The 17,432-nt window shown below is 51.5% G+C and carries 17 protein-coding genes and 1 riboswitch; of the genes, 13 read left to right on the top strand and 4 right to left on the bottom strand.

Annotated features, from left to right (window positions below; all coding sequences use genetic code 11):
* Positions 1-51 precede the first annotated feature (51 nt).
* The 4 genes from yegQ to yegS all read left to right on the top strand — a co-directional run bounded on the left by yegQ (position 52) and on the right by yegS (position 4,471).
* The gene (gene yegQ / locus ACOTZP_RS22055; RefSeq protein WP_017383261.1) at positions 52-1,413 is read left to right on the top strand and encodes a tRNA 5-hydroxyuridine modification protein YegQ; all 1,362 of its coding nucleotides are present in this window, start codon (positions 52-54) and stop codon (positions 1,411-1,413) included.
* Positions 1,414-1,822: 409 nt separating this feature from the next.
* Positions 1,823-2,788, top strand: coding sequence for a hypothetical protein (locus ACOTZP_RS22050; protein WP_023300559.1), 966 nt, complete (start codon positions 1,823-1,825; stop codon positions 2,786-2,788).
* 7 nt (positions 2,789-2,795) lie between these two features.
* On the top strand, positions 2,796-3,401 hold the full coding sequence (locus tag ACOTZP_RS22045; RefSeq protein WP_022648652.1) for a hypothetical protein: 606 nt from the start codon (positions 2,796-2,798) through the stop codon (positions 3,399-3,401).
* Positions 3,402-3,571: 170 nt separating this feature from the next.
* Positions 3,572-4,471: a lipid kinase YegS gene (gene yegS, locus ACOTZP_RS22040; RefSeq protein ID WP_271075279.1), complete on the top strand. Its 900-nt coding sequence runs from the start codon at positions 3,572-3,574 to the stop codon at positions 4,469-4,471.
* An 88-nt stretch (positions 4,472-4,559) separates the two neighbouring features.
* Here the strand turns inward: yegS and fbaB are convergent, their stop codons facing one another.
* Positions 4,560-5,612: a class I fructose-bisphosphate aldolase gene (gene fbaB, locus ACOTZP_RS22035; RefSeq protein ID WP_022648654.1), complete on the bottom strand. Its 1,053-nt coding sequence runs from the start codon at positions 5,610-5,612 to the stop codon at positions 4,560-4,562.
* A 248-nt stretch (positions 5,613-5,860) separates the two neighbouring features.
* Between fbaB and ACOTZP_RS22030 the strand changes: the two genes are divergently transcribed.
* Genes ACOTZP_RS22030 through ACOTZP_RS22020 form a run of 3 tightly spaced genes read left to right on the top strand, consistent with a single transcriptional unit; the run spans position 5,861 to position 9,089 of the window.
* The gene (locus tag ACOTZP_RS22030) at positions 5,861-7,138 is read left to right on the top strand and encodes a nucleoside permease (protein WP_271075280.1); all 1,278 of its coding nucleotides are present in this window, start codon (positions 5,861-5,863) and stop codon (positions 7,136-7,138) included.
* Complete coding sequence (locus tag ACOTZP_RS22025; protein ID WP_199125752.1) at positions 7,135-8,139, top strand: ADP-ribosylglycohydrolase family protein; 1,005 nt, start codon at positions 7,135-7,137, stop codon at positions 8,137-8,139. The genes ACOTZP_RS22030 and ACOTZP_RS22025 overlap by 4 nt, the downstream gene beginning before the upstream one ends.
* Positions 8,136-9,089, top strand: coding sequence for a PfkB family carbohydrate kinase (locus tag ACOTZP_RS22020; RefSeq protein ID WP_023306586.1), 954 nt, complete (start codon positions 8,136-8,138; stop codon positions 9,087-9,089). The genes ACOTZP_RS22025 and ACOTZP_RS22020 overlap by 4 nt, the downstream gene beginning before the upstream one ends.
* On the opposite strand, the gene ACOTZP_RS22015 is transcribed toward ACOTZP_RS22020, so the two are convergent.
* The 3 genes from ACOTZP_RS22015 to thiM are packed head-to-tail and all read right to left on the bottom strand — an operon-like array spanning position 9,063 to position 11,418.
* Positions 9,063-9,809 (bottom strand): GntR family transcriptional regulator, encoded by a 747-nt coding sequence (locus ACOTZP_RS22015; protein ID WP_022648658.1) that lies wholly within the window; start codon positions 9,807-9,809, stop codon positions 9,063-9,065. The two genes, ACOTZP_RS22020 and ACOTZP_RS22015, sit on opposite strands and share 27 nt — an antisense overlap.
* Before the next feature lie 41 nt (positions 9,810-9,850).
* Positions 9,851-10,651: a bifunctional hydroxymethylpyrimidine kinase/phosphomethylpyrimidine kinase gene (gene thiD, locus ACOTZP_RS22010; RefSeq protein ID WP_023300565.1), complete on the bottom strand. Its 801-nt coding sequence runs from the start codon at positions 10,649-10,651 to the stop codon at positions 9,851-9,853.
* The gene (thiM, locus tag ACOTZP_RS22005; protein WP_046619145.1) at positions 10,648-11,418 is read right to left on the bottom strand and encodes a hydroxyethylthiazole kinase; all 771 of its coding nucleotides are present in this window, start codon (positions 11,416-11,418) and stop codon (positions 10,648-10,650) included. Before thiM ends, thiD begins: the two co-directional genes overlap by 4 nt.
* Positions 11,419-11,453: 35 nt before the next feature.
* A riboswitch (TPP riboswitch) is annotated at positions 11,454-11,550 on the bottom strand.
* Between the two features lie 1,393 nt (positions 11,551-12,943).
* Here thiM and ACOTZP_RS22000 point away from each other — a divergent pair.
* From ACOTZP_RS22000 to ACOTZP_RS21975, 6 genes are all read left to right on the top strand, one after another.
* A complete protein-coding gene (locus tag ACOTZP_RS22000) occupies positions 12,944-13,774 on the top strand; it encodes a hypothetical protein (protein ID WP_421633785.1) in 831 nt (276 codons plus the stop codon).
* 224 nt (positions 13,775-13,998) lie between these two features.
* Positions 13,999-14,310, top strand: a complete 312-nt coding sequence (locus tag ACOTZP_RS21995; RefSeq protein ID WP_165469155.1) for a recombinase family protein — start codon at positions 13,999-14,001, stop codon at positions 14,308-14,310.
* A 132-nt stretch (positions 14,311-14,442) separates the two neighbouring features.
* Positions 14,443-15,132 carry a hypothetical protein gene (locus ACOTZP_RS21990; protein ID WP_165469154.1) on the top strand — a complete coding sequence of 230 codons (690 nt, stop codon included), beginning with the start codon at positions 14,443-14,445 and terminating at the stop codon, positions 15,130-15,132.
* Between the two features lie 28 nt (positions 15,133-15,160).
* Positions 15,161-15,544 carry a hypothetical protein gene (locus ACOTZP_RS21985; protein ID WP_421633784.1) on the top strand — a complete coding sequence of 128 codons (384 nt, stop codon included), beginning with the start codon at positions 15,161-15,163 and terminating at the stop codon, positions 15,542-15,544.
* Positions 15,545-15,767: 223 nt separating this feature from the next.
* Positions 15,768-16,139 (top strand): hypothetical protein, encoded by a 372-nt coding sequence (locus tag ACOTZP_RS21980; protein WP_248069168.1) that lies wholly within the window; start codon positions 15,768-15,770, stop codon positions 16,137-16,139.
* Between the two features lie 3 nt (positions 16,140-16,142).
* Positions 16,143-17,330 carry a hypothetical protein gene (locus ACOTZP_RS21975; protein ID WP_421633783.1) on the top strand — a complete coding sequence of 396 codons (1,188 nt, stop codon included), beginning with the start codon at positions 16,143-16,145 and terminating at the stop codon, positions 17,328-17,330.
* Positions 17,331-17,432 lie beyond the last annotated feature (102 nt).

Raw genomic sequence — 17,432 nt, 5'->3', positions numbered from 1 at the left:
CGCTGCACCTGGTGCACGCGGATCTGACCTGTCATCAGAACGAGAATAAACATGTTTAAACCGGAACTCCTTTCCCCGGCGGGAACGCTGCAAAATATGCGTTACGCTTTCGCCTATGGTGCCGACGCCGTCTACGCGGGCCAGCCGCGCTATTCGCTGCGCGTGCGTAACAACGAATTCAACCACGAGAATCTTCAGCTCGGCATCAACGAAGCGCATGCCCTGGGCAAAAAATTCTACGTGGTGGTGAACATCGCGCCGCACAACGCCAAGCTGAAAACGTTCATTCGTGACCTGAAGCCGGTCGTGGAGATGGGGCCGGACGCGCTGATCATGTCAGACCCGGGTTTAATCATGCTGGTTCGGGAGAACTTCCCGGAGATGGACATTCACCTCTCGGTGCAGGCTAACGCCGTCAACTGGGCAACGGTGAAATTCTGGAAACAGATGGGGCTGACCCGCGTCATCCTGTCTCGCGAGCTGTCCCTAGAAGAGATCGAAGAGATCCGCACCCAGGTGCCGGATATGGAGATCGAAATCTTCGTTCACGGCGCGCTGTGCATGGCCTACTCCGGCCGCTGCCTGCTCTCTGGCTATATCAACAAGCGTGACCCGAACCAGGGCACCTGCACCAACGCCTGCCGCTGGGAATATAACGTTCAGGAAGGCAAAGAGGATGACATCGGTAACATCGTGCATAAACACGAGCCGATCCCGGTCACCAACGTTGAGCCAACGCTGGGTATCGGCGCGCCTACCGACAGCGTGTTTATGATCGAAGAAGCCAAACGTCCGGGTGAGTACATGACCGCCTTCGAAGACGAGCACGGCACCTACATCATGAACTCGAAGGATCTGCGCGCCATCGCGCACGTGGAGCGTTTAACCCAGATGGGCGTGCACTCCCTGAAAATCGAAGGCCGCACCAAGTCCTATTACTACTGCGCTCGTACCGCGCAGGTGTATCGCAAAGCCATCGACGATGCCGCCGCCGGTAAACCGTTCGACACCAGCCTGCTGGAAACGCTGGAAGGTCTGGCGCATCGCGGATATACCGAAGGTTTCCTGCGTCGACATACCCACGACGACTACCAGAACTACGAGCATGGCTATTCGATTTCCGAACGCCAGCAGTTTGTAGGCGACTTCACCGGCGAGCGTAAAGGCCCGCTGGCCGCCGTCGCCGTAAAAAACAAATTCACTAAAGGCGACAGCCTGGAGCTGATGACACCGCAGGGCAACATGAACTTCCGCCTGGAGCATCTGGAAAACAAAAAAGGTGAGGCGATTGAGGTCGCACCTGGCGACGGCCATGTGGTCTGGCTGCCGGTTCCTGAAGAAGTAGAGCTGGAGTTTGCGCTGCTGATGCGCAATTTTGAAGGTGAAAATACCCGAAATCCGCACGGCAAATAGTCAATCAACGGGATTTTTTCACGCTGGGATAATTCTTAGAATCGGATCACATACCGCTTCGTTCAATACGGGTATTATCCCCCCGCTGAAAAACATAACCCATAAATGCTAGCTGTACCAGGAACCACCTCCTTAGCCTGCGTAATCTCCCTTACGCGGGCTTATTTTTTTTGTTAACTCCTGAAATTTTTCCCCCTGATAAATATGGCGTTGCATTGACCCGGGAAAGGTTTGTGTCAGCATTAGGCGTATCATCTAAGCAAGTCGAACGAACAAAGGATCCTAATCACATTTTTAATGGATTTGAGAGGGATGAACACTATTCGGAACATTCCTAATTTTAAGTGTTAACAGGACCTTTACTCTTGATTTATTAACAATCAACGTTTCACACGGACGGAGAGATGAAGTGACATTCACAGGACAACTTTCAAAGGATCTTCCAGATTACGAACTCGCACGCAGTCTTGGTCTTGCCTCTGGCGGCGATATAAATTTCACAGCACTTGCAGGTCAACTGGACTGCAGCAGAAATTTTAGCCAGGCCGGGATTATCTACTCAGACGGTACACGTCAGTGGCTAGTACGGCCATCAAGAAGGATTGCGACACCAAACGAAAGCTCGGTTAGTCATGTAGTCATAACCAAAGTAAATGCCTCACAAGTTAACCCCGTTCACGCAACAACGGCTACGATTCAATCCCCTTCCCTGGCGACTGAAATTGGTTCAACGGCAATTTCCTGCGGAGCCGCAATTCTTACTGTTGTACTTGCGGCAGGGGCCGGTATGGCTATACCTCTCACTGCAGGGTCTTCCGGTGCTATAGCCGCTGTGATTTTAGCCGGTGGTGTAGCAACTGGAATTCAATGTGCAAATGGGCTTGGCCGACTATCGTTGATTGCTATGAATCACGATGACTACGTTGCGTGGATGGACTCCCAGGAGTGGTATACAGCAACCAACACAGCCCTGGATGCGATTTCTCTTGCCGGGGCTGCTGCGGGTTTAAAAAGCGCTGCATTAACATATCGCCTTCTTAACCGTTCATCGTCTGAGAGTTTGCTCTCCTTATTACAAAAAATGAGCCGGGCCGACCGTACGCGATTAACAGAGGAGATTATTCGTATCCGCAATCCCGGCATCTCGAATTCAGGTGTAAAAGCAGCAATGAAGGCAGGCGTGTATCCCAAACGTTATCCGTCAGAAGCGTTGCAGTTGCTCTTACAGCGTGAGTTGCTGAATACCATTTCAAATTCTTCTGCCTTCGTTGGAAGTGCCATCTCAGGAAATATCAGAAATCCACAGAATGTTGCACAAACGGGTAAATACATTTTTGGTTTAATTCAGTCTTTTTCATTTACAGGAAGTTATTGACCCGTCCATGATGAAATACATTAAAGATAGCCTTGCATTAAGTGCTTTGGTTAAAAGTAAAATGGCGACCGATGATCCCAACCAGCTTGAAACATTAAAAGAACAGTTAAAAGATCGGTTCGGCGTTCCTGTGGGCGTCCATATGACAGGAATTCCTTTGGCAGTGAGCACGTTACTGGCTATTTTTTGCTACGCCATGCTGCAAGTGTCCCTCTGGTTGTTGCTGTTTCGCTGGCTCGGCTTACCCGAATTTAAGGTTATGATGGGAGTATTCATTGCAGCGATTGTGTATTGTCTGGTAGTGATGAGCACGATGTTTCTGACTACACGAGGTTCTTTACCTGGATATAAACTGCATATTTTCGTCATTATGCTGACAGGCATAATGAGCATCATTTATTTCATCTGGACGGGGATTTCGCTTTTATTCGGCCCTGTTGAGAACTACACACCGCAAATAACCTCTTTGCTGGGGCTGGGATGTTTCTTTTTGAACATTATGTGGATGAATTCATCGATTTTTTACCGCTCCATTGCGCTAACGCTACATAATCGGGTCTGGCGTAAGCAGCTCAAAATCGAGGCAAGGCCAATGTCACACCTCAAACGTTGACCACAATAGTCAATTGAGCGGCAGTAGTATGCACTGTAAGCGCTACGGGGTTCTTTAGTCGATTTCAAAGCCCTTACGCGGGCTTATTTTTTGCCTTTCATCCTGTTCTTACCCGCTTTTTCCCTCTCTGGGATACACTCTTTCTATAGCTAAAAAAGGGAGCAACCCGGATGGCAACCTATCCAGACAGTTTATTAATTCTTAACGGCAAGAGTGCAGACAACGATCTGCTGCGCCAGGCGATTACCGAATTGCGTGAAGACGGAGCATGCATACACGTGCGGGTAACGTTTGAAAAAGGCGATGCGGCGCGCTACATCGACGAGGGCATCAGGTTAGGTGTTCAGACCATCATTTCCGGCGGCGGCGACGGAACGATCAACGAGATCGCCGGTGCGCTCATTGACCTCAACGCCGCAGCTCGCCCGGCGATGGGGATTTTACCGCTCGGTACCGCCAACGATTTTGCCACCAGCGCCGGTATTCCGGAGGATGTAGGCAAAGCGCTACAACTGGCCATTCTCGGTAAGGCTACCGCCGTCGATATTGCTCAGGTGAATGAAAAAACCTGCTTTATCAATATGGCGACGGGCGGTTTCGGCACCCGCATTACCAGCGAAACGCCGGAAAAACTGAAGGCCGCGCTGGGCGGCGTTTCGTATCTCATCCATGGTCTGATGCGCATGGACACGCTCAGGCCCGACAGCTGTGAGATCCAAGGTGAAAACTTCCACTGGCAGGGCGACGCGCTGGTGATTGGTATCGGCAACGGGCGGCAGGCGGGGGGCGGTCAGCAGCTTTGCCCGGAAGCATTGATCAACGACGGTCAATTACAGCTGCGTATTTTTACCGGCGACGGGCTGCTGCCTGCGCTGTTTACGACGCTGACGCAGCCAGAGGAGAGCCCCAATATCATCGACGGGAAATCCGCGTGGTTTGAAGTGATCGCCCCACACGGCATGACCTTTAACCTCGATGGAGAGCCACTCAGCGGCGAGCGATTCCGCATCGAAGTTTTGCCCGGCGCGTTGCAGTGCCGGTTGCCGCCGGACTGTCAGCTTTTGCGCTGATGTGTTGCCGGGTGGCGGCCCTCTTCCCGTATGCACTGAACAGTCCCCTCTCCCCGTTGGGGAGAGGGCTAGGGTGAGAGGAAAAGACTTAAGCGATCGTGACCTTACTGTCCAGATAGACGTCCTGAACCGCGTTGATCAGCTTCACGCCGTCGGCCATAGATTTTTTGAACGCCTTACGGCCGAGGATCAGCCCCATGCCGCCCGCGCGTTTGTTAATCACCGCCGTGCGCACAGCGTCGGTCAGATCGGTTTCACCGCCTGCCGCACCGCCGGAGTTAATCAGCCCGGCGCGGCCCATATAGCAGTTCGCCAGTTGGTAGCGCACCAGATCGATCGGGTTGTCGCTGGTCAGCTTGCTGTAGACGCGGTCGTCGGTATAGCCAAAGTTCACCGCTTTATAGCCGCCGTTATTCTCGGCCATTTTCTGCTTCACGATGTCCGCGCCGATGGTCGCCGCAAGGTGGTTTGCCTGACCGGTCAGATCCGCAGACACGTGGTAATCCACACCGTCTTTTTTGAACGAGCCGTTACGCAGATAGGCCCACAGCACGGTTACCATGCCCAGCTCGTGGGCGCGCTCGAACGCCGCGGAGATCTCTTCTATCTGACGACGCGACTGTTCAGAACCGAAATAGATGGTTGCCCCGACCGCCACCGCACCCATATTGAACGCCTGCTCGACGCTGGCGTAGAGCGTCTGGTCGTATTCGGTTGGGTAGCTCAGGGTTTCGTTGTGGTTCAGCTTAACGAGGAACGGAATGCGGTGGGCATAGCGACGCGACACGGAGGCCAGCACGCCGTAGGTGGAGGCCACGCAGTTACAGCCTGCCTCAATTGCCAGCTCGACGATATTTTTCGGATCAAAATAGAGCGGGTTCGCGGCAAACGATGCCCCCGCAGAGTGTTCAACGCCCTGGTCAACGGGCAGAATAGAGAGGTACCCGGTTCCGCCCAGGCGGCCGGTATTATAAAGCGTCTGCATGTTTCGCAGTACGGCAGGAGGACGGTTGTTGTCGACCATGACGCGGTCTACGTAATCATGGCCAGGCAGATAAAGCTGGTCGGCTGGAATGGTCATACAACGATGCTGTAAAAGGCTGTCGGCGTCTTTGCCAAGCAGCTGCGCAATATCAGTCATAGTGATGCTCCCGTATGTCCGACATGATGTCGGAGCGTGTGATCCAAGCCCACGTTTTTGCAGGCAGACTAAGCCTGGTACCGACTTAACCTATTTTCCACCATTTGCAACTTTTTTAAGCACAATCTGCTGGCTCGTTTCATGTACAACATTTTTGTTACACTGATCAAACAATCGCCTTAAAGGTATTTAAAAGGTATTATCACATGGTATGTTACATGCGTACCTCTGACATGCAGGATTAAAAAATGAAAACGAAAGTCCAACTGTCATTCATGATGTTTGTTGAATGGTTTATCTGGGGCGCGTGGTTTGTGCCGCTGTGGCTGTGGCTGAGCAAGAGCGGGTTTACCGCCGGGGAAATTGGCTGGTCCTATGCCTGTACCGCTATTGCCGCGATCCTCTCTCCTATCCTGGTCGGCTCGCTGACCGACCGTTTCTTCGCCGCCCAGAAAGTGCTGGCCGTGCTGATGTTCGCTGGCGCGATTCTGATGTATTTCGCAGCACAGCAAACCCAGTTCAGCACCTTCTTCCCGCTGTTACTGGCCTACTCCCTGACCTATATGCCGACCATCGCGCTGACGAACAGCATCGCTTTTGCGAACGTCGATGACGTGGAGGCTGATTTCCCGCGCATCCGCGTGATGGGCACCATCGGCTGGATTGCCTCCGGCCTGGCGTGCGGCTTCCTGCCGCAGATGATGGGCTATAGCGACATCTCTGACACCAATATCCCGCTGCTGTTGGCCGCTGCCAGCTCCCTTCTGCTCGGCGTCTTCGCACTTTTCCTGCCGAATACCCCGCCGAAGAGCACCGGCAAGCTGGATATCAAAGTGATGCTGGGGCTGGATGCGCTGATCCTGCTGCGCGATAAAAACTTCCTGGTGTTCTTCTTCTGCTCATTCCTGTTCGCCATGCCGCTGGCTTTCTACTACATCTTTGCCAACGGCTATCTCACCGAAGTGGGGATGAAAAACGCCACCGGCTGGATGACCCTCGGCCAGTTCTCTGAAATCTTCTTCATGCTCGCTCTGCCGTTCTTTACCAAACGCTTTGGTATTAAGAAGGTCTTACTGCTGGGGCTGATCACCGCCGCCATTCGCTACGGCTTCTTTGTTTACGGCGGCGCCGAACAATACTTCACCTACGCCCTGCTGTTCCTCGGCATTCTGCTGCACGGCGTAAGCTATGACTTCTATTACGTCACCGCGTACATCTACGTGGATAAAAAAGCGCCCGTGCATATGCGCAACGCGGCGCAGGGCTTGATCACGCTGTGCTGTCAGGGCTTTGGTAGCCTGCTGGGTTACCGTCTCGGCGGCGTGATGATGGAAAAAATGTTCGCCTATAAAGAGCCGGTGAATGGGCTGACCTTCAACTGGGCCGGAATGTGGACGTTTGGTGCAATCATGATTGTAGTGATTGCCGTGCTGTTTATGCTGTTTTTCCGCGAATCGGATAAAGAGATCAACGCAATTGAGGTGGTTGATGGCGATACCGCGCTGACACGAGGGGAAGTTAAATGAAACAAGACCGTATTCTCGGTGCTCTTTACGGGCAGGCGTTAGGGGATGCGATGGGGATGCCGTCTGAACTGTGGCCGCGCAAGCGGGTGAAAGCGCACTTCGGCTGGATCGACCGTTTCTTACCCGGCCCGGCTGAGAATAATGCCGCCTGCTACTTTAATCAGGCCGAATTTACGGATGATACGTCGATGGCGCTGTGCCTGGCCGACGCGATTATCGAATGCGACGGGGAAATAAATCCTGACGTTATCGGTAAGCATATTCTGGACTGGGCGCTGGATTTTGACGCGTTCAATAAGAATGTGCTCGGCCCGACCTCCAAAATTGCCCTGAACGCCATCCGTGACGGCAAGCCGGTGAGCGACCTGGAAAATAACGGCGTCACCAACGGGGCGGCGATGCGCGCCTCCCCGCTGGGATGCCTGCTACCGGCCACGCGTCTGGCACATTTTGTTGAACAGGTTGCGTTAGCCTCCAGCCCGACCCATAAATCGGATCTCGCCATCGCCGGTGCGGTGGTGATCGCGTGGGCGGTTTCACGCGCTATCGACGGCGAGCGCTGGCAGAACATCGCCGATGCCCTGCCGGGTATTGCCCGTGCGGCGCAGGAGGCGAACACGACCACTTTCAGCGCATCGCTTTCCGCTCGTATTGAGCTGGCCCTGAAAACCGTGCGCGAAGCCAACGGTACGGAGTCCGCCAGCGAGCAGATCTATCAGCTTATTGGCGCGGGCACGAGCACACTGGAGTCCGTACCGGCGGCGATTGCGATGGTCGAACTTGCGGGCACCGATCCGAACCGCTGCGCGGTGTTATGCGCTAACCTGGGCGGTGATACGGACACTATCGGCGCGATGGCAACGGCCATCTGTGGCGCGCTGCACGGTGTACAGGCCATTGATCCGGCGCTTAAAAGCGAACTTGATGCCGTAAACCAGCTTGATTTCGGACGCTACTGCGAAAAACTGCTGCACTTCCGGGAGCAAAGGGAGGGCGTATGAGTGCTTTTGCCCGCCGTCTCGAAACCCTTCACGCTACGCGCCCCGTAACGGTGCTCGGCGCGGCGGTCATCGACGTGATTGCCGACGCCTACGCCCTGCCCTGGCGCGGGTGTGATATCGAGCTGAAGCAACAGGGAGTGAATATTGGCGGCTGCGCGCTGAATATCGCCATCGCCCTCAAGCGGCTCGGCATTGCTGCGCAAAACGCCCTTCCCGTCGGCCACGGCGTGTGGGCCGATATTATCCGTAACGCCATGGCGAAGCAGGATCTGCACAGCGCCGTGGAAGCGGAAACGGGCGATAACGGCTGGTGCCTGGCGCTGGTGGAGCCTGACGGTGAACGGACCTTTATGTCGTTTAGCGGCGTGGAGAACCAGTGGCAGCAGCGCTGGCTGGACGGGTTAAGCGTGCCAGAGAAAAGCCTGATCTATTTGTCCGGCTACCAGCTGGCGTCGCCCAGCGGCGAGCTGCTGACGGCCTGGGTGGAACGTCTTCAGGATGTGACGCTCTTTATCGATTTCGGTCCGCGCATCGCGGATATTCCCGACCCGCTGATGGCGCGGATTATGGCCCGTAAACCGGTTGTCTCGCTCAATCGGCAGGAGGCGGAACTTGCCGCCGAATGGCTTGGCGTGAACGTGGAACAGCTCGGCACTCAGTGGCAGCAACGGTTTGGCGCTGCGCTAATCGTACGCCATGATAAAGACGGGGCGGTCTGGTACGACGGTGACGCTTCCGGACACGTTCCGGCGTTTCCTGCTACCGTGGTCGATACCATCGGCGCCGGTGACAGCCATGCGGGAGGTACCCTTGCCGGGCTGGCTGCGGGATGGTCACTGCCAGAGTCGGTGCAGCTTGGCAATGCCGTGGCCGCCTGGGTAGTCAGCCATCGCGGTGGAGACTGCGCCCCCACGCGCGAGGCCCTACTCCTCGCACACAAAGACGTATAGGTCGCTGCGGCAGTAGCTGATGCTGTACTCAATTGGCCGCTGCTGTTGATCGAGCGCGACTTGCTTGATCACCAGCACCGGTATCTTATCGTCCATCTTGATATGCGCCTGAAACTCGCTGTCCGGCATCCGGGCGCTGACGCGGGAACGGGTGCGCTGCGGAAAGATATTCTGGCTGCGGAAGTAATCATAAAGCGAGACGCCAATGTCGTCCGGGTTGGGAATTAATCCTACCGGTACCCAGGACTCCTCTATTGATACCGCATCGTCATCCACGTAACGGATGCGCTTAAGCAAAAACACATCGCTTTCCGGCGCAAGGGAAAGATGGCGGGCGATCTCTTCCGGGCACTTCACGATGCGTTTATTGACCCACAGGGTGTTGGGCGTTTTGCCACGCAGCACCACCTGCTGAGAAAAGCCGCGCGCCTCTTTCAGCGAATATTCAAAGATATTGTTGATTTGCGTCCCGTATCCACGCGCGCGGGTAACGACGCCAGCCTCTTCCAGCGCCTGCATGGCTTTACGCACCGTAATACGCGACACTCCGGCCAGCTGGCTCAGATCGCGCTCGCCGGGCAAAATATTACCGTGCGCGAGCACACCGCTGCGCACCGCGTTCTTAACCGTTTCGGCAAATTTCAGATACAGCGGCGTGTTGTCCGGTGCGGCAATTCGTTCCTTGAGTTGAGCAATTAACCGGGTATGCGCTTGTTCCATCTCTGTTTTTCTCTGGCATGAGTTTCATGCCAGTATACGGCTTACCACCATGCATGAAAATGGTGAACCGGACCAATACCGTGACCCACTTCCAGAGAATCGGCTTTTGCCAGCGCGCCCGAGAGCCAGACCTTTGCCTCCTGCACCGTATCCGCCCATGTGGCGTGACGAGGACGCAGCGCCGCCAGCGCCGCCGAGAGCGTACAGCCCGTGCCGTGGGTGTTTTTGGTCTGGACGCGTGGCGCGGTGAAACGTTGCGTGCCATCGTGGGTGAAAAGCCAGTCCGGGCTTTCTGCATCATCAAGATGGCCGCCTTTCATCAGCACCGCGCGACACCCCATCGCCAGCAGCGCATTCCCCTGCTCTTTCATCTCACGTTCGTTTTGCGCGTGTGGCGCATCCAGCAGCGCGGCGGCTTCAGGCAGATTTGGCGTGATCAGCGCAACCTGCGGCAGCAGCTTTTTACGCAGGGTATCGACAGCCGAGGCGGAGAGCAGCGGATCGCCGCTTTTGGCCAGCATCACGGTATCAAGCACCACGTTTTTTATCTGGTAGTGTTTGAGACGTTCAGCGACCGCTTCAACAATGTCCGCCTCTGCCAGCATGCCGATCTTGGTGGTGTCGATACGTACGTCGCTGAATACCGAATCCAGCTGCGCGGCGACAAAATCCGGGTCAATGCGATACACCGACTGTACGCCGCGCGTGTTTTGCGCAACCAGCGCGGTGATAACCGAGCACCCGTATGCGCCGAGCGCAGAGAAGGTTTTCAGGTCTGCCTGGATCCCCGCTCCGCCGCTGGGATCGGTTCCCGCAATAGTCAAGGCATTAATGCGCGTCATACCTGTTCCTCCAGCGCGTAAAGCGCGTCCAGAAACGCGGAGACAAAGCTGCCGGGCCCCCGGCTTTGAGTCAGGGCAACTGACCCTGCGCGCTTCATAAAGCCGCAGGCTGCCGCCGCGTTATCAAGCCTGTCGCCAGGCAGCGAGCAGCAGGCGGCGACGACCGCCGAGAGCGCACAGCCAGTTCCTACCACGCGGGTCATCAGCGGGTCGCCGCCCGCGACCGTACGGATTCGCTGGCCGTCGGTGATGTGATCCACTTCCCCTGTGACGACTACAACGGCGTGGGTCTGGCGGGCAAGCGCCTGCGCAGCGGTCAACGCGCTCGCTGCCGTATCGGTGGAATCGACCCCACGTCCGCCCGCACTCATTCCGGCAAGGGCGAGGATTTCGGAGGCGTTGCCACGAATGGCCGCAGGTTTAAGGGATAATATTTGCTGGCAAAAACGGGTGCGGAACGCCAGCGCGCCAACCGCGACGGGGTCCAGAACCCAGGGTGTGCCCGCGGCTACCGCGCTCTCAATAGCCCGACGCATCGACTGGGCGCGCGGCGCGGTGAGCGTGCCAACGTTGACGAGCAGGGCATCGGCAAGCGCGGCAAACTGTTCCGCTTCCTCGGCTTCGATCACCATTGCCGGGGAAGCACCGAGCGCGAGCAGAACGTTGGCGGTGAAGGTCTGCACGACATCGTTGGTCATACAGTGCGTGAGCGGGGAACGGGTTCGGAATTGATGTAAAACGTGTGAGTCGAGCAGGTCAGGCTGCATGGTTTCGCTCCTGCCGTGCGGAAAGAAGCGATGACCGGGTAGGCATCTGACTTCCCTACGCTGGCATTATCCAGATCAGGTAATACGGGTATTTCTCAGCCTTCACAAAGAAGGGCACCCCGAGTCATTTGGTAAAACAATCTTCTGATATATCGCCAGCTTAAGGTAAGTGGCTCGTTAGCACAAGCCCGCCTTCCCGGTCATCGCTTCTTCACGCAGAAGGAGCAACGCACTATCTCACTTTTATACCAGTTTTATCACAACGATTATCACAGCTAACAGGTTATATTGCTTTCAAATATCTAGCCTCATCTAGCCGTAACTTGCTACCCTCCAGAGCAATAAGGAGAAATACGCATGAACGCTTTAACATTTTATTTAAACCATCCTAGGTTTTGTGAGTGGATGTTTTTGATAGGTGTAATTACATCAATCAAATGGATGTTTAGATTTATTATGGCTGTGTTGAATGCAATTAATGCTAAAACTTCTTGCAAATGAAGGCGGAATGTTGTTCGATAGAGAAATTAACTAAAGATGGTTAGATAATCAGCGTGACGGAAACGCATAGAGTGAGTAGTTGACCCAGCTAGTTAGATGTCCAGAGGAGATTGAGTGATGCTAGATGCATGAAATCTTTTGCTGGGGAACATGGCTATGTATGGCGATAAAAGCTTGAGCCTTTAAGGGATGCGTCGAATCCAGAAAGCCGGGATGTTCATACCTCCCCGCCATAATTGCAAGGCTTGATTAGATAACGCAGCCTGAATCTTTCAGGAGCACAATATGCGGGAATGGATTCTCCGTATGGCTTACGAGACAAGCCTTTAATAGGTGAAGGGTATGGCAAGATTCTAGCTAAACTCCTATATCATCGTAACCTATTACATTACCCCCCTCTAAAACGAGCTGTATACTACCTACACGCCTTCATCTAATATAGGGCAGTACATACCCACTGGGTATATGACAGAAACGCTTGCAGGGCGTTACACGCACTCCTATAACAAAACCCTCCTTTCCCCTGATTATCTCTTTCTATAATTTTAATTTCGGAAGTAGTAGTTAATGTCCAAACAGACACAGCTATGGCTGCACAATCTGCCAGTTACGCAGAAAGTTTAATACTATCATCAATAGTCTTACGCAGAAGGGATATCATGCAAGTGGTAGCCCTTTCTTTTGCCCAAGCTATACGAGCCGTCAGGTGAGTGTAGTCTTGTCGCGTCAAGGGGGTGCGGGGGATTCCCCCTGCGTTACCTACCTACATTCCTCTCATCAATTAGACGCACTGACGTGCAAGCATTCTAAATGGTAAATTTAATGGAAATAAATTCATCCAGAATACAGACACTTATAAAATAATTTAAAAATAAATGGAACAATTATCACTTTTTCGGGTGTATATACATATAGGGTATAAAATATTAGATGTACATTAGAAATACATAGATAGTAATAAAAATAAAAAAGTAGCCTAACTAATAAGAGCCTTCCAATAAGAATAATAAAAAGGAAACGAAGGATGATAAAAATGATCGAAGGCTTCTTTGTAGACACGTCTACAGGGGAGTTAGTAGACCCATATGAGTATGGATGTTTACCATCTGACTATGATGTCGGTAGCGCAGTAGAGATGGCTTTAACTGGCCTCCCTTTGAAAGAGACTTTACCTACTACCTCCGAAATTAAATCAGGTAGAGGGCGTAAGCCTAAGGTGATTGATAACCCTTACTGTTCAATCTTTCTAAACTTAGACCGTAAGGATTTATATACTACTACCTCCGAAATTAAATCAGTGGCTGTTATGCCTGCTGTGATTGACGATGTAGTAACAGGGGCATTACGTTTAAAAGAGGCTGGAGCTAATACAGAAGTCCCACAAGGGCAACTCCTGTTCATACTGGCTCATTTAGACACCCTCTCAGTTGAACTCATTCAGGAAATTTTAACCGCTAAGCGCGCCTTAAAAGGGGACGCTGTACCGGGAGAAAGATATTGTCGTTATCTTCTGCGTAAATGTGAGAGCGTTATTAAAAGCCTTTCATATCACATTGAACGTGGCAACATTGAAAAGAATTCAGCATTTGATTTCAATCAGGACGCTACTGATAACGCTAAATATGGATGCATTCCTAATTGTGTAATTGCCCCAGCCCCATTTACAGAGGGTGACAAAATGGTTATTCGTAGAATGGCTCTTGCCGGTAACACAGTGGCAGCGGATGCTTATATCCAGAAAGTAGCAGAAACACAGAAGCGTATGATTGAGCGGATAGCTATTCCGTCTGTTAGGCAGATAGAAAATGAGATGCGTCTAGAGTTTCCATACGATCCTTACCTTAGTGAATACTAATACGGGCAGCGTATAAGGGATATACGTTAGAATATCACTCGCCCTTGTGGTGATGTTCTTAGCCCACCTAATAAAACATAGCCTAGCAGCTCTAACCCAGCCCTGTGATGGACGGTAAAGGTTTGGTCGCCTGAACCGTCCGGCTATGTTCCTAACATAACATCTAAGACAATCCACCTTATGAAGAAGCTAAATGAAAAACTCATATACATTATGACACTTGAATGGTTGAACTGGAAAACTGGTTTGTTCCTTCTGGTAGTGTCAGCCCTACTGAAAATTACATTAGGAATATAAATATGTCTATTATCGAATACCAGTACCCTTCTAATTCTCTGGCAGCAGCAAGAGCGGCAGCCCGTGAGAAATACTATTTCAAAGTGCGTCCTATTGTTGAGGAGCTTCTGGAATATGGTTACGGAGAAACAGCTCTTGCAAATGCGCTGAATAATAAAGGCGTCCTTACAAGCCACGGTAAAGAGTTTAACGCTGGCACTGTCAAACACCTTCTAAAAATGTTGGGGTATAAAGACTGATGCATACAATTCCATCCGGTATTACACAAGCAATGCAGAACTCCTCTCCACGTAAACAGCACACTCCTAAAGCTTTCAAGTCCTACAGGGACAGTGACCTAGCCTACCGTATTTTAGCCGCTAAAGGTATCTATGATATGGACGCAACTTTCTCTTGGACAGACACACACCGCTAAAACCCCTCCCCTTTTCCCAAATAATAAACAGGCACAAAGCCCCAATAAGAAAAAGGAAAACGACATGACACAATTATTCCCTGAAATTTATGTAAACAAAGCGGGCTATGCTTTCGCCGTTGTAGAGCGTCACGTTAAAAGTGATAAGCACGGCAACGCACTGCACCGTATTCGATTCCTTAACACTCAGTATGAAACGCTGACTACTCAATTCCATATCAATGCGGGAAGCATTAAAGATTATATGGAGCCTGATGTTTATGGCGTAGGCTACTGGGGAGCAGACCCTAAAACCCTGACATACAGCAAGCGTGAATACGCATTATGGAATCGCCTGTTAGCACGTGTGCATGGCGGCTACAAACAGAATGGCTCCTATAAGGATGTTATTGTCTGTGCTCGCTGGTATTGCTTCAAACATTTCCTCGAAGATATCCGTACGCTGAGCGGCTATGACAAATGGTGTGAGGCAGGAAGTGATTACCAACTTGATAAAGATGAACTGTCTAAGCGCCTTGGATTTAAAGTGTATTCCCCTCAGACCTGTCAATTCATTTCTGCTGAGAAGAATTTGGAAATGTGTGCATGGGATAAAATAACTAAGAAACTTCTACGTAAAGCCGTAGATATCCGTAGCTTCTCCTAATTAAATATTCCAACAAAAGGAAACCATTATGGCTATTACAGCAGACCAGTATTTAGAAGTAGTTAACGCCCTCATTGAGAAGGGTATGCCAGAAGCAGAGGCACATGCCACTGTAGCAGCAGAACTTACCAAGCAAAGCACCCCAGCAGCAGACACCCCGCCTCCAATGCGTGACCAATACGGACGCCTTAACACCAAGGCTCATGCGGAATTCTTTTCTCATGCAAATAAGCAAGAGCTGGCTAAGAAATACTTTGACCCGTTAGATGGCATTGAGAGTATCGACACCCTCACCAAGAAAGAGCAGATGGATATTATTACTGGACGTAGCAAAGAAGCCCATAAGCCTAACCCTTTACGCAATGTGCAGGACGGGATTGACTTCTTTAAAAGCCTCCGCGAAGGGAAGTAATTAAGAGCGCCTCCTGAAAGGGAGGCATCTTGTTAATGCTATCATCAATTGAACATGTGAGGCTTTATTATGTTCCTTAAATTCCCTAAAGAAATGTTTGAGCTATTAATTAAGACAGCGAACGAACAGGGTAAAAGCTCCCATGTTTATATCGTTGAGAAAGTTATTAAAGCATTGCACGAAGATGCAAAGCTTGCGAAAGAATAAGAGAGAGAAAACACTTATGAGCAAAGCAATCTTTGAAGAGGTATCAACCCCCTTCCGCATATGGTCTATCCTTGGTGTTAATAAATTTGAATTCAAAGATAAAGAAATTGAATTCCCTATGAATCACCGTGTTGTATTTGCGTATCTAGCCTCACTCGGTAGCCGCTTCGGGGATATTTCTGTTAGCTATCTTTCCGTATGCAAGAAAACGGGCATTGCTGATGTAGAAGAAATGGCTGAGATCTTTGGCTGGTTAATGGCCTTTGAATTGTTGTCTTATGTTCCAACCTCGTTATTCGATGGGGAGCGCGTTAAGTTCAAATACCGTGTCAATTATCCTGACAACACTTTCCCTTATAACGTTATCCCTGTAAAACTGGAGCGCTAATTCATGGCAGATAATTTAGAACAGCAGCAATCAACACAGACCCCAGCACAAGATTTCTCTCTGGACGATTTCACAGATACAGCTTCCTATTCTATCGAAGATTTTCAGGATGTGGACGCAATTGGAGAAACGCCCCCTCCTGCCACGTCCCTAGCGTCCAACCGCAGCCGTGCCACTACTACTGCCCTGCTTAATTCTAATGACCCCCAGCAGCAGATAGCCACCTATCAGGCTATTAACACTGAACTGGTGAATCAGGGGACTAGCCCCACCATGAAGCAGGTAACGGATAAGTATGTGGTAGAAGAGCAGAACGCATACCGAAGAGCCACAGCAGACTTCCTAGCCAATCCCGCTGTATCAGATGAATGGAAAGCACAAGCTATCCAGAGTATTAACAGCAAGGATAACCCGCTATACAACCCCCGCGCATTATTGGCAACCAAAGAAGCCTCCCAACCTGTTCAGGGGGAGACAGAGGAAGCAGCAGATTTACGCGGAGTATGGGCGGCAGGTGTTGGGAATGTCCTTCAATATCAGCGTGAACAACAGAAACAGTTTAACGCTATGCAGCAGAAGGACAACCAAAGCGCTCTACCTGATGCTGTAGGCTTTGCTGAAGATCTTCTCCCCCTTGTATCTGGTGCTAAAACTGCTGGTCAGGTTACAGCGTTAGGCGGTACAGGCTCAGAAGCGTTAAAAGCTTTCTTCCTCCCCGGCTCTGGTAAAGAGAAAATTGTTTCTGATTTTAATAACCTCCCTCTGGCAGAACGTCAGGCAGCAATGGAAAGTATTGCAGCAGCGTTAAATAAAGAGGGGAAAACAATTCTCCTCCCTGACAGCATTGACCAAGAGAACTATGAAGCATTCCAGCAGATTGTTGGTAATGGCTCATACACCATCACAGATAAATATGTAGATAATATCTTTGGTCTGATGGACATTACAGGGATTGGCAGTGCTATCCGTAAAGGCTTTAAGGCAGCAGGTAAAGCGGCTATGGTGGCTGAGGGTGTAGAAGAAGCAGCAGCGGCTACAGATTTAGCTCGTAGCTGGCAGCGTCGCTTTATTGCCTCAGACGTGCAGCCTACCGCCCCAGCTCAGGTAGTTAAAGATGCTAACCCGTCCAAGGCTCGACAGCTCCACGCTATGACTGATGCTGATGACTCTGGAGAACTGGCCTCTATGTAGTGGTTTACTGAATTTGGCCACCTGAACAGAGGTGATATGCTCATCTCAGAACATTACAGGTGCCTCAATGAAAAAAAGAAATTTCAGCGCAGAGTTTAAACG

Source organism: Enterobacter cloacae complex sp. SYL001 (assembly GCF_049237025.1).
In the GTDB taxonomy this organism is placed as follows: Bacteria; Pseudomonadota; Gammaproteobacteria; order Enterobacterales; family Enterobacteriaceae; genus Enterobacter; species Enterobacter intestinihominis.
Note: the sequence above shows the minus strand (reverse complement) of the source record. Positions and strands in the feature narration are given on the sequence as shown.

Bases quoted from the DNA above. Each gene is read 5' to 3' on its own strand.
- ACOTZP_RS22025 (WP_199125752.1), top strand. From the start codon at position 7,135: ATGAAACAAGACCGTATTCTCGGTGCTCTTTACGGGCAGGCGTTAGGG.
- fbaB (WP_022648654.1), bottom strand. From the start codon at position 5,612: ATGACTGATATTGCGCAGCTGCTTGGCAAAGACGCCGACAGCCTTTTA.
- ACOTZP_RS22045 (WP_022648652.1), top strand. From the start codon at position 2,796: ATGATGAAATACATTAAAGATAGCCTTGCATTAAGTGCTTTGGTTAAA.
- ACOTZP_RS21975 (WP_421633783.1), top strand. From the start codon at position 16,143: ATGGCAGATAATTTAGAACAGCAGCAATCAACACAGACCCCAGCACAA.
- thiD (WP_023300565.1), bottom strand. From the start codon at position 10,651: ATGACGCGCATTAATGCCTTGACTATTGCGGGAACCGATCCCAGCGGC.
- ACOTZP_RS22020 (WP_023306586.1), top strand. From the start codon at position 8,136: ATGAGTGCTTTTGCCCGCCGTCTCGAAACCCTTCACGCTACGCGCCCC.
- ACOTZP_RS22015 (WP_022648658.1), bottom strand. From the start codon at position 9,809: ATGGAACAAGCGCATACCCGGTTAATTGCTCAACTCAAGGAACGAATT.
- ACOTZP_RS22030 (WP_271075280.1), top strand. From the start codon at position 5,861: ATGAAAACGAAAGTCCAACTGTCATTCATGATGTTTGTTGAATGGTTT.
- ACOTZP_RS21980 (WP_248069168.1), top strand. From the start codon at position 15,768: ATGAGCAAAGCAATCTTTGAAGAGGTATCAACCCCCTTCCGCATATGG.
- ACOTZP_RS21985 (WP_421633784.1), top strand. From the start codon at position 15,161: ATGGCTATTACAGCAGACCAGTATTTAGAAGTAGTTAACGCCCTCATT.
- ACOTZP_RS22000 (WP_421633785.1), top strand. From the start codon at position 12,944: ATGATAAAAATGATCGAAGGCTTCTTTGTAGACACGTCTACAGGGGAG.
- yegQ (WP_017383261.1), top strand. From the start codon at position 52: ATGTTTAAACCGGAACTCCTTTCCCCGGCGGGAACGCTGCAAAATATG.
- ACOTZP_RS21995 (WP_165469155.1), top strand. From the start codon at position 13,999: ATGGTTGAACTGGAAAACTGGTTTGTTCCTTCTGGTAGTGTCAGCCCT.
- thiM (WP_046619145.1), bottom strand. From the start codon at position 11,418: ATGCAGCCTGACCTGCTCGACTCACACGTTTTACATCAATTCCGAACC.
- ACOTZP_RS21990 (WP_165469154.1), top strand. From the start codon at position 14,443: ATGATATGGACGCAACTTTCTCTTGGACAGACACACACCGCTAAAACC.
- yegS (WP_271075279.1), top strand. From the start codon at position 3,572: ATGGCAACCTATCCAGACAGTTTATTAATTCTTAACGGCAAGAGTGCA.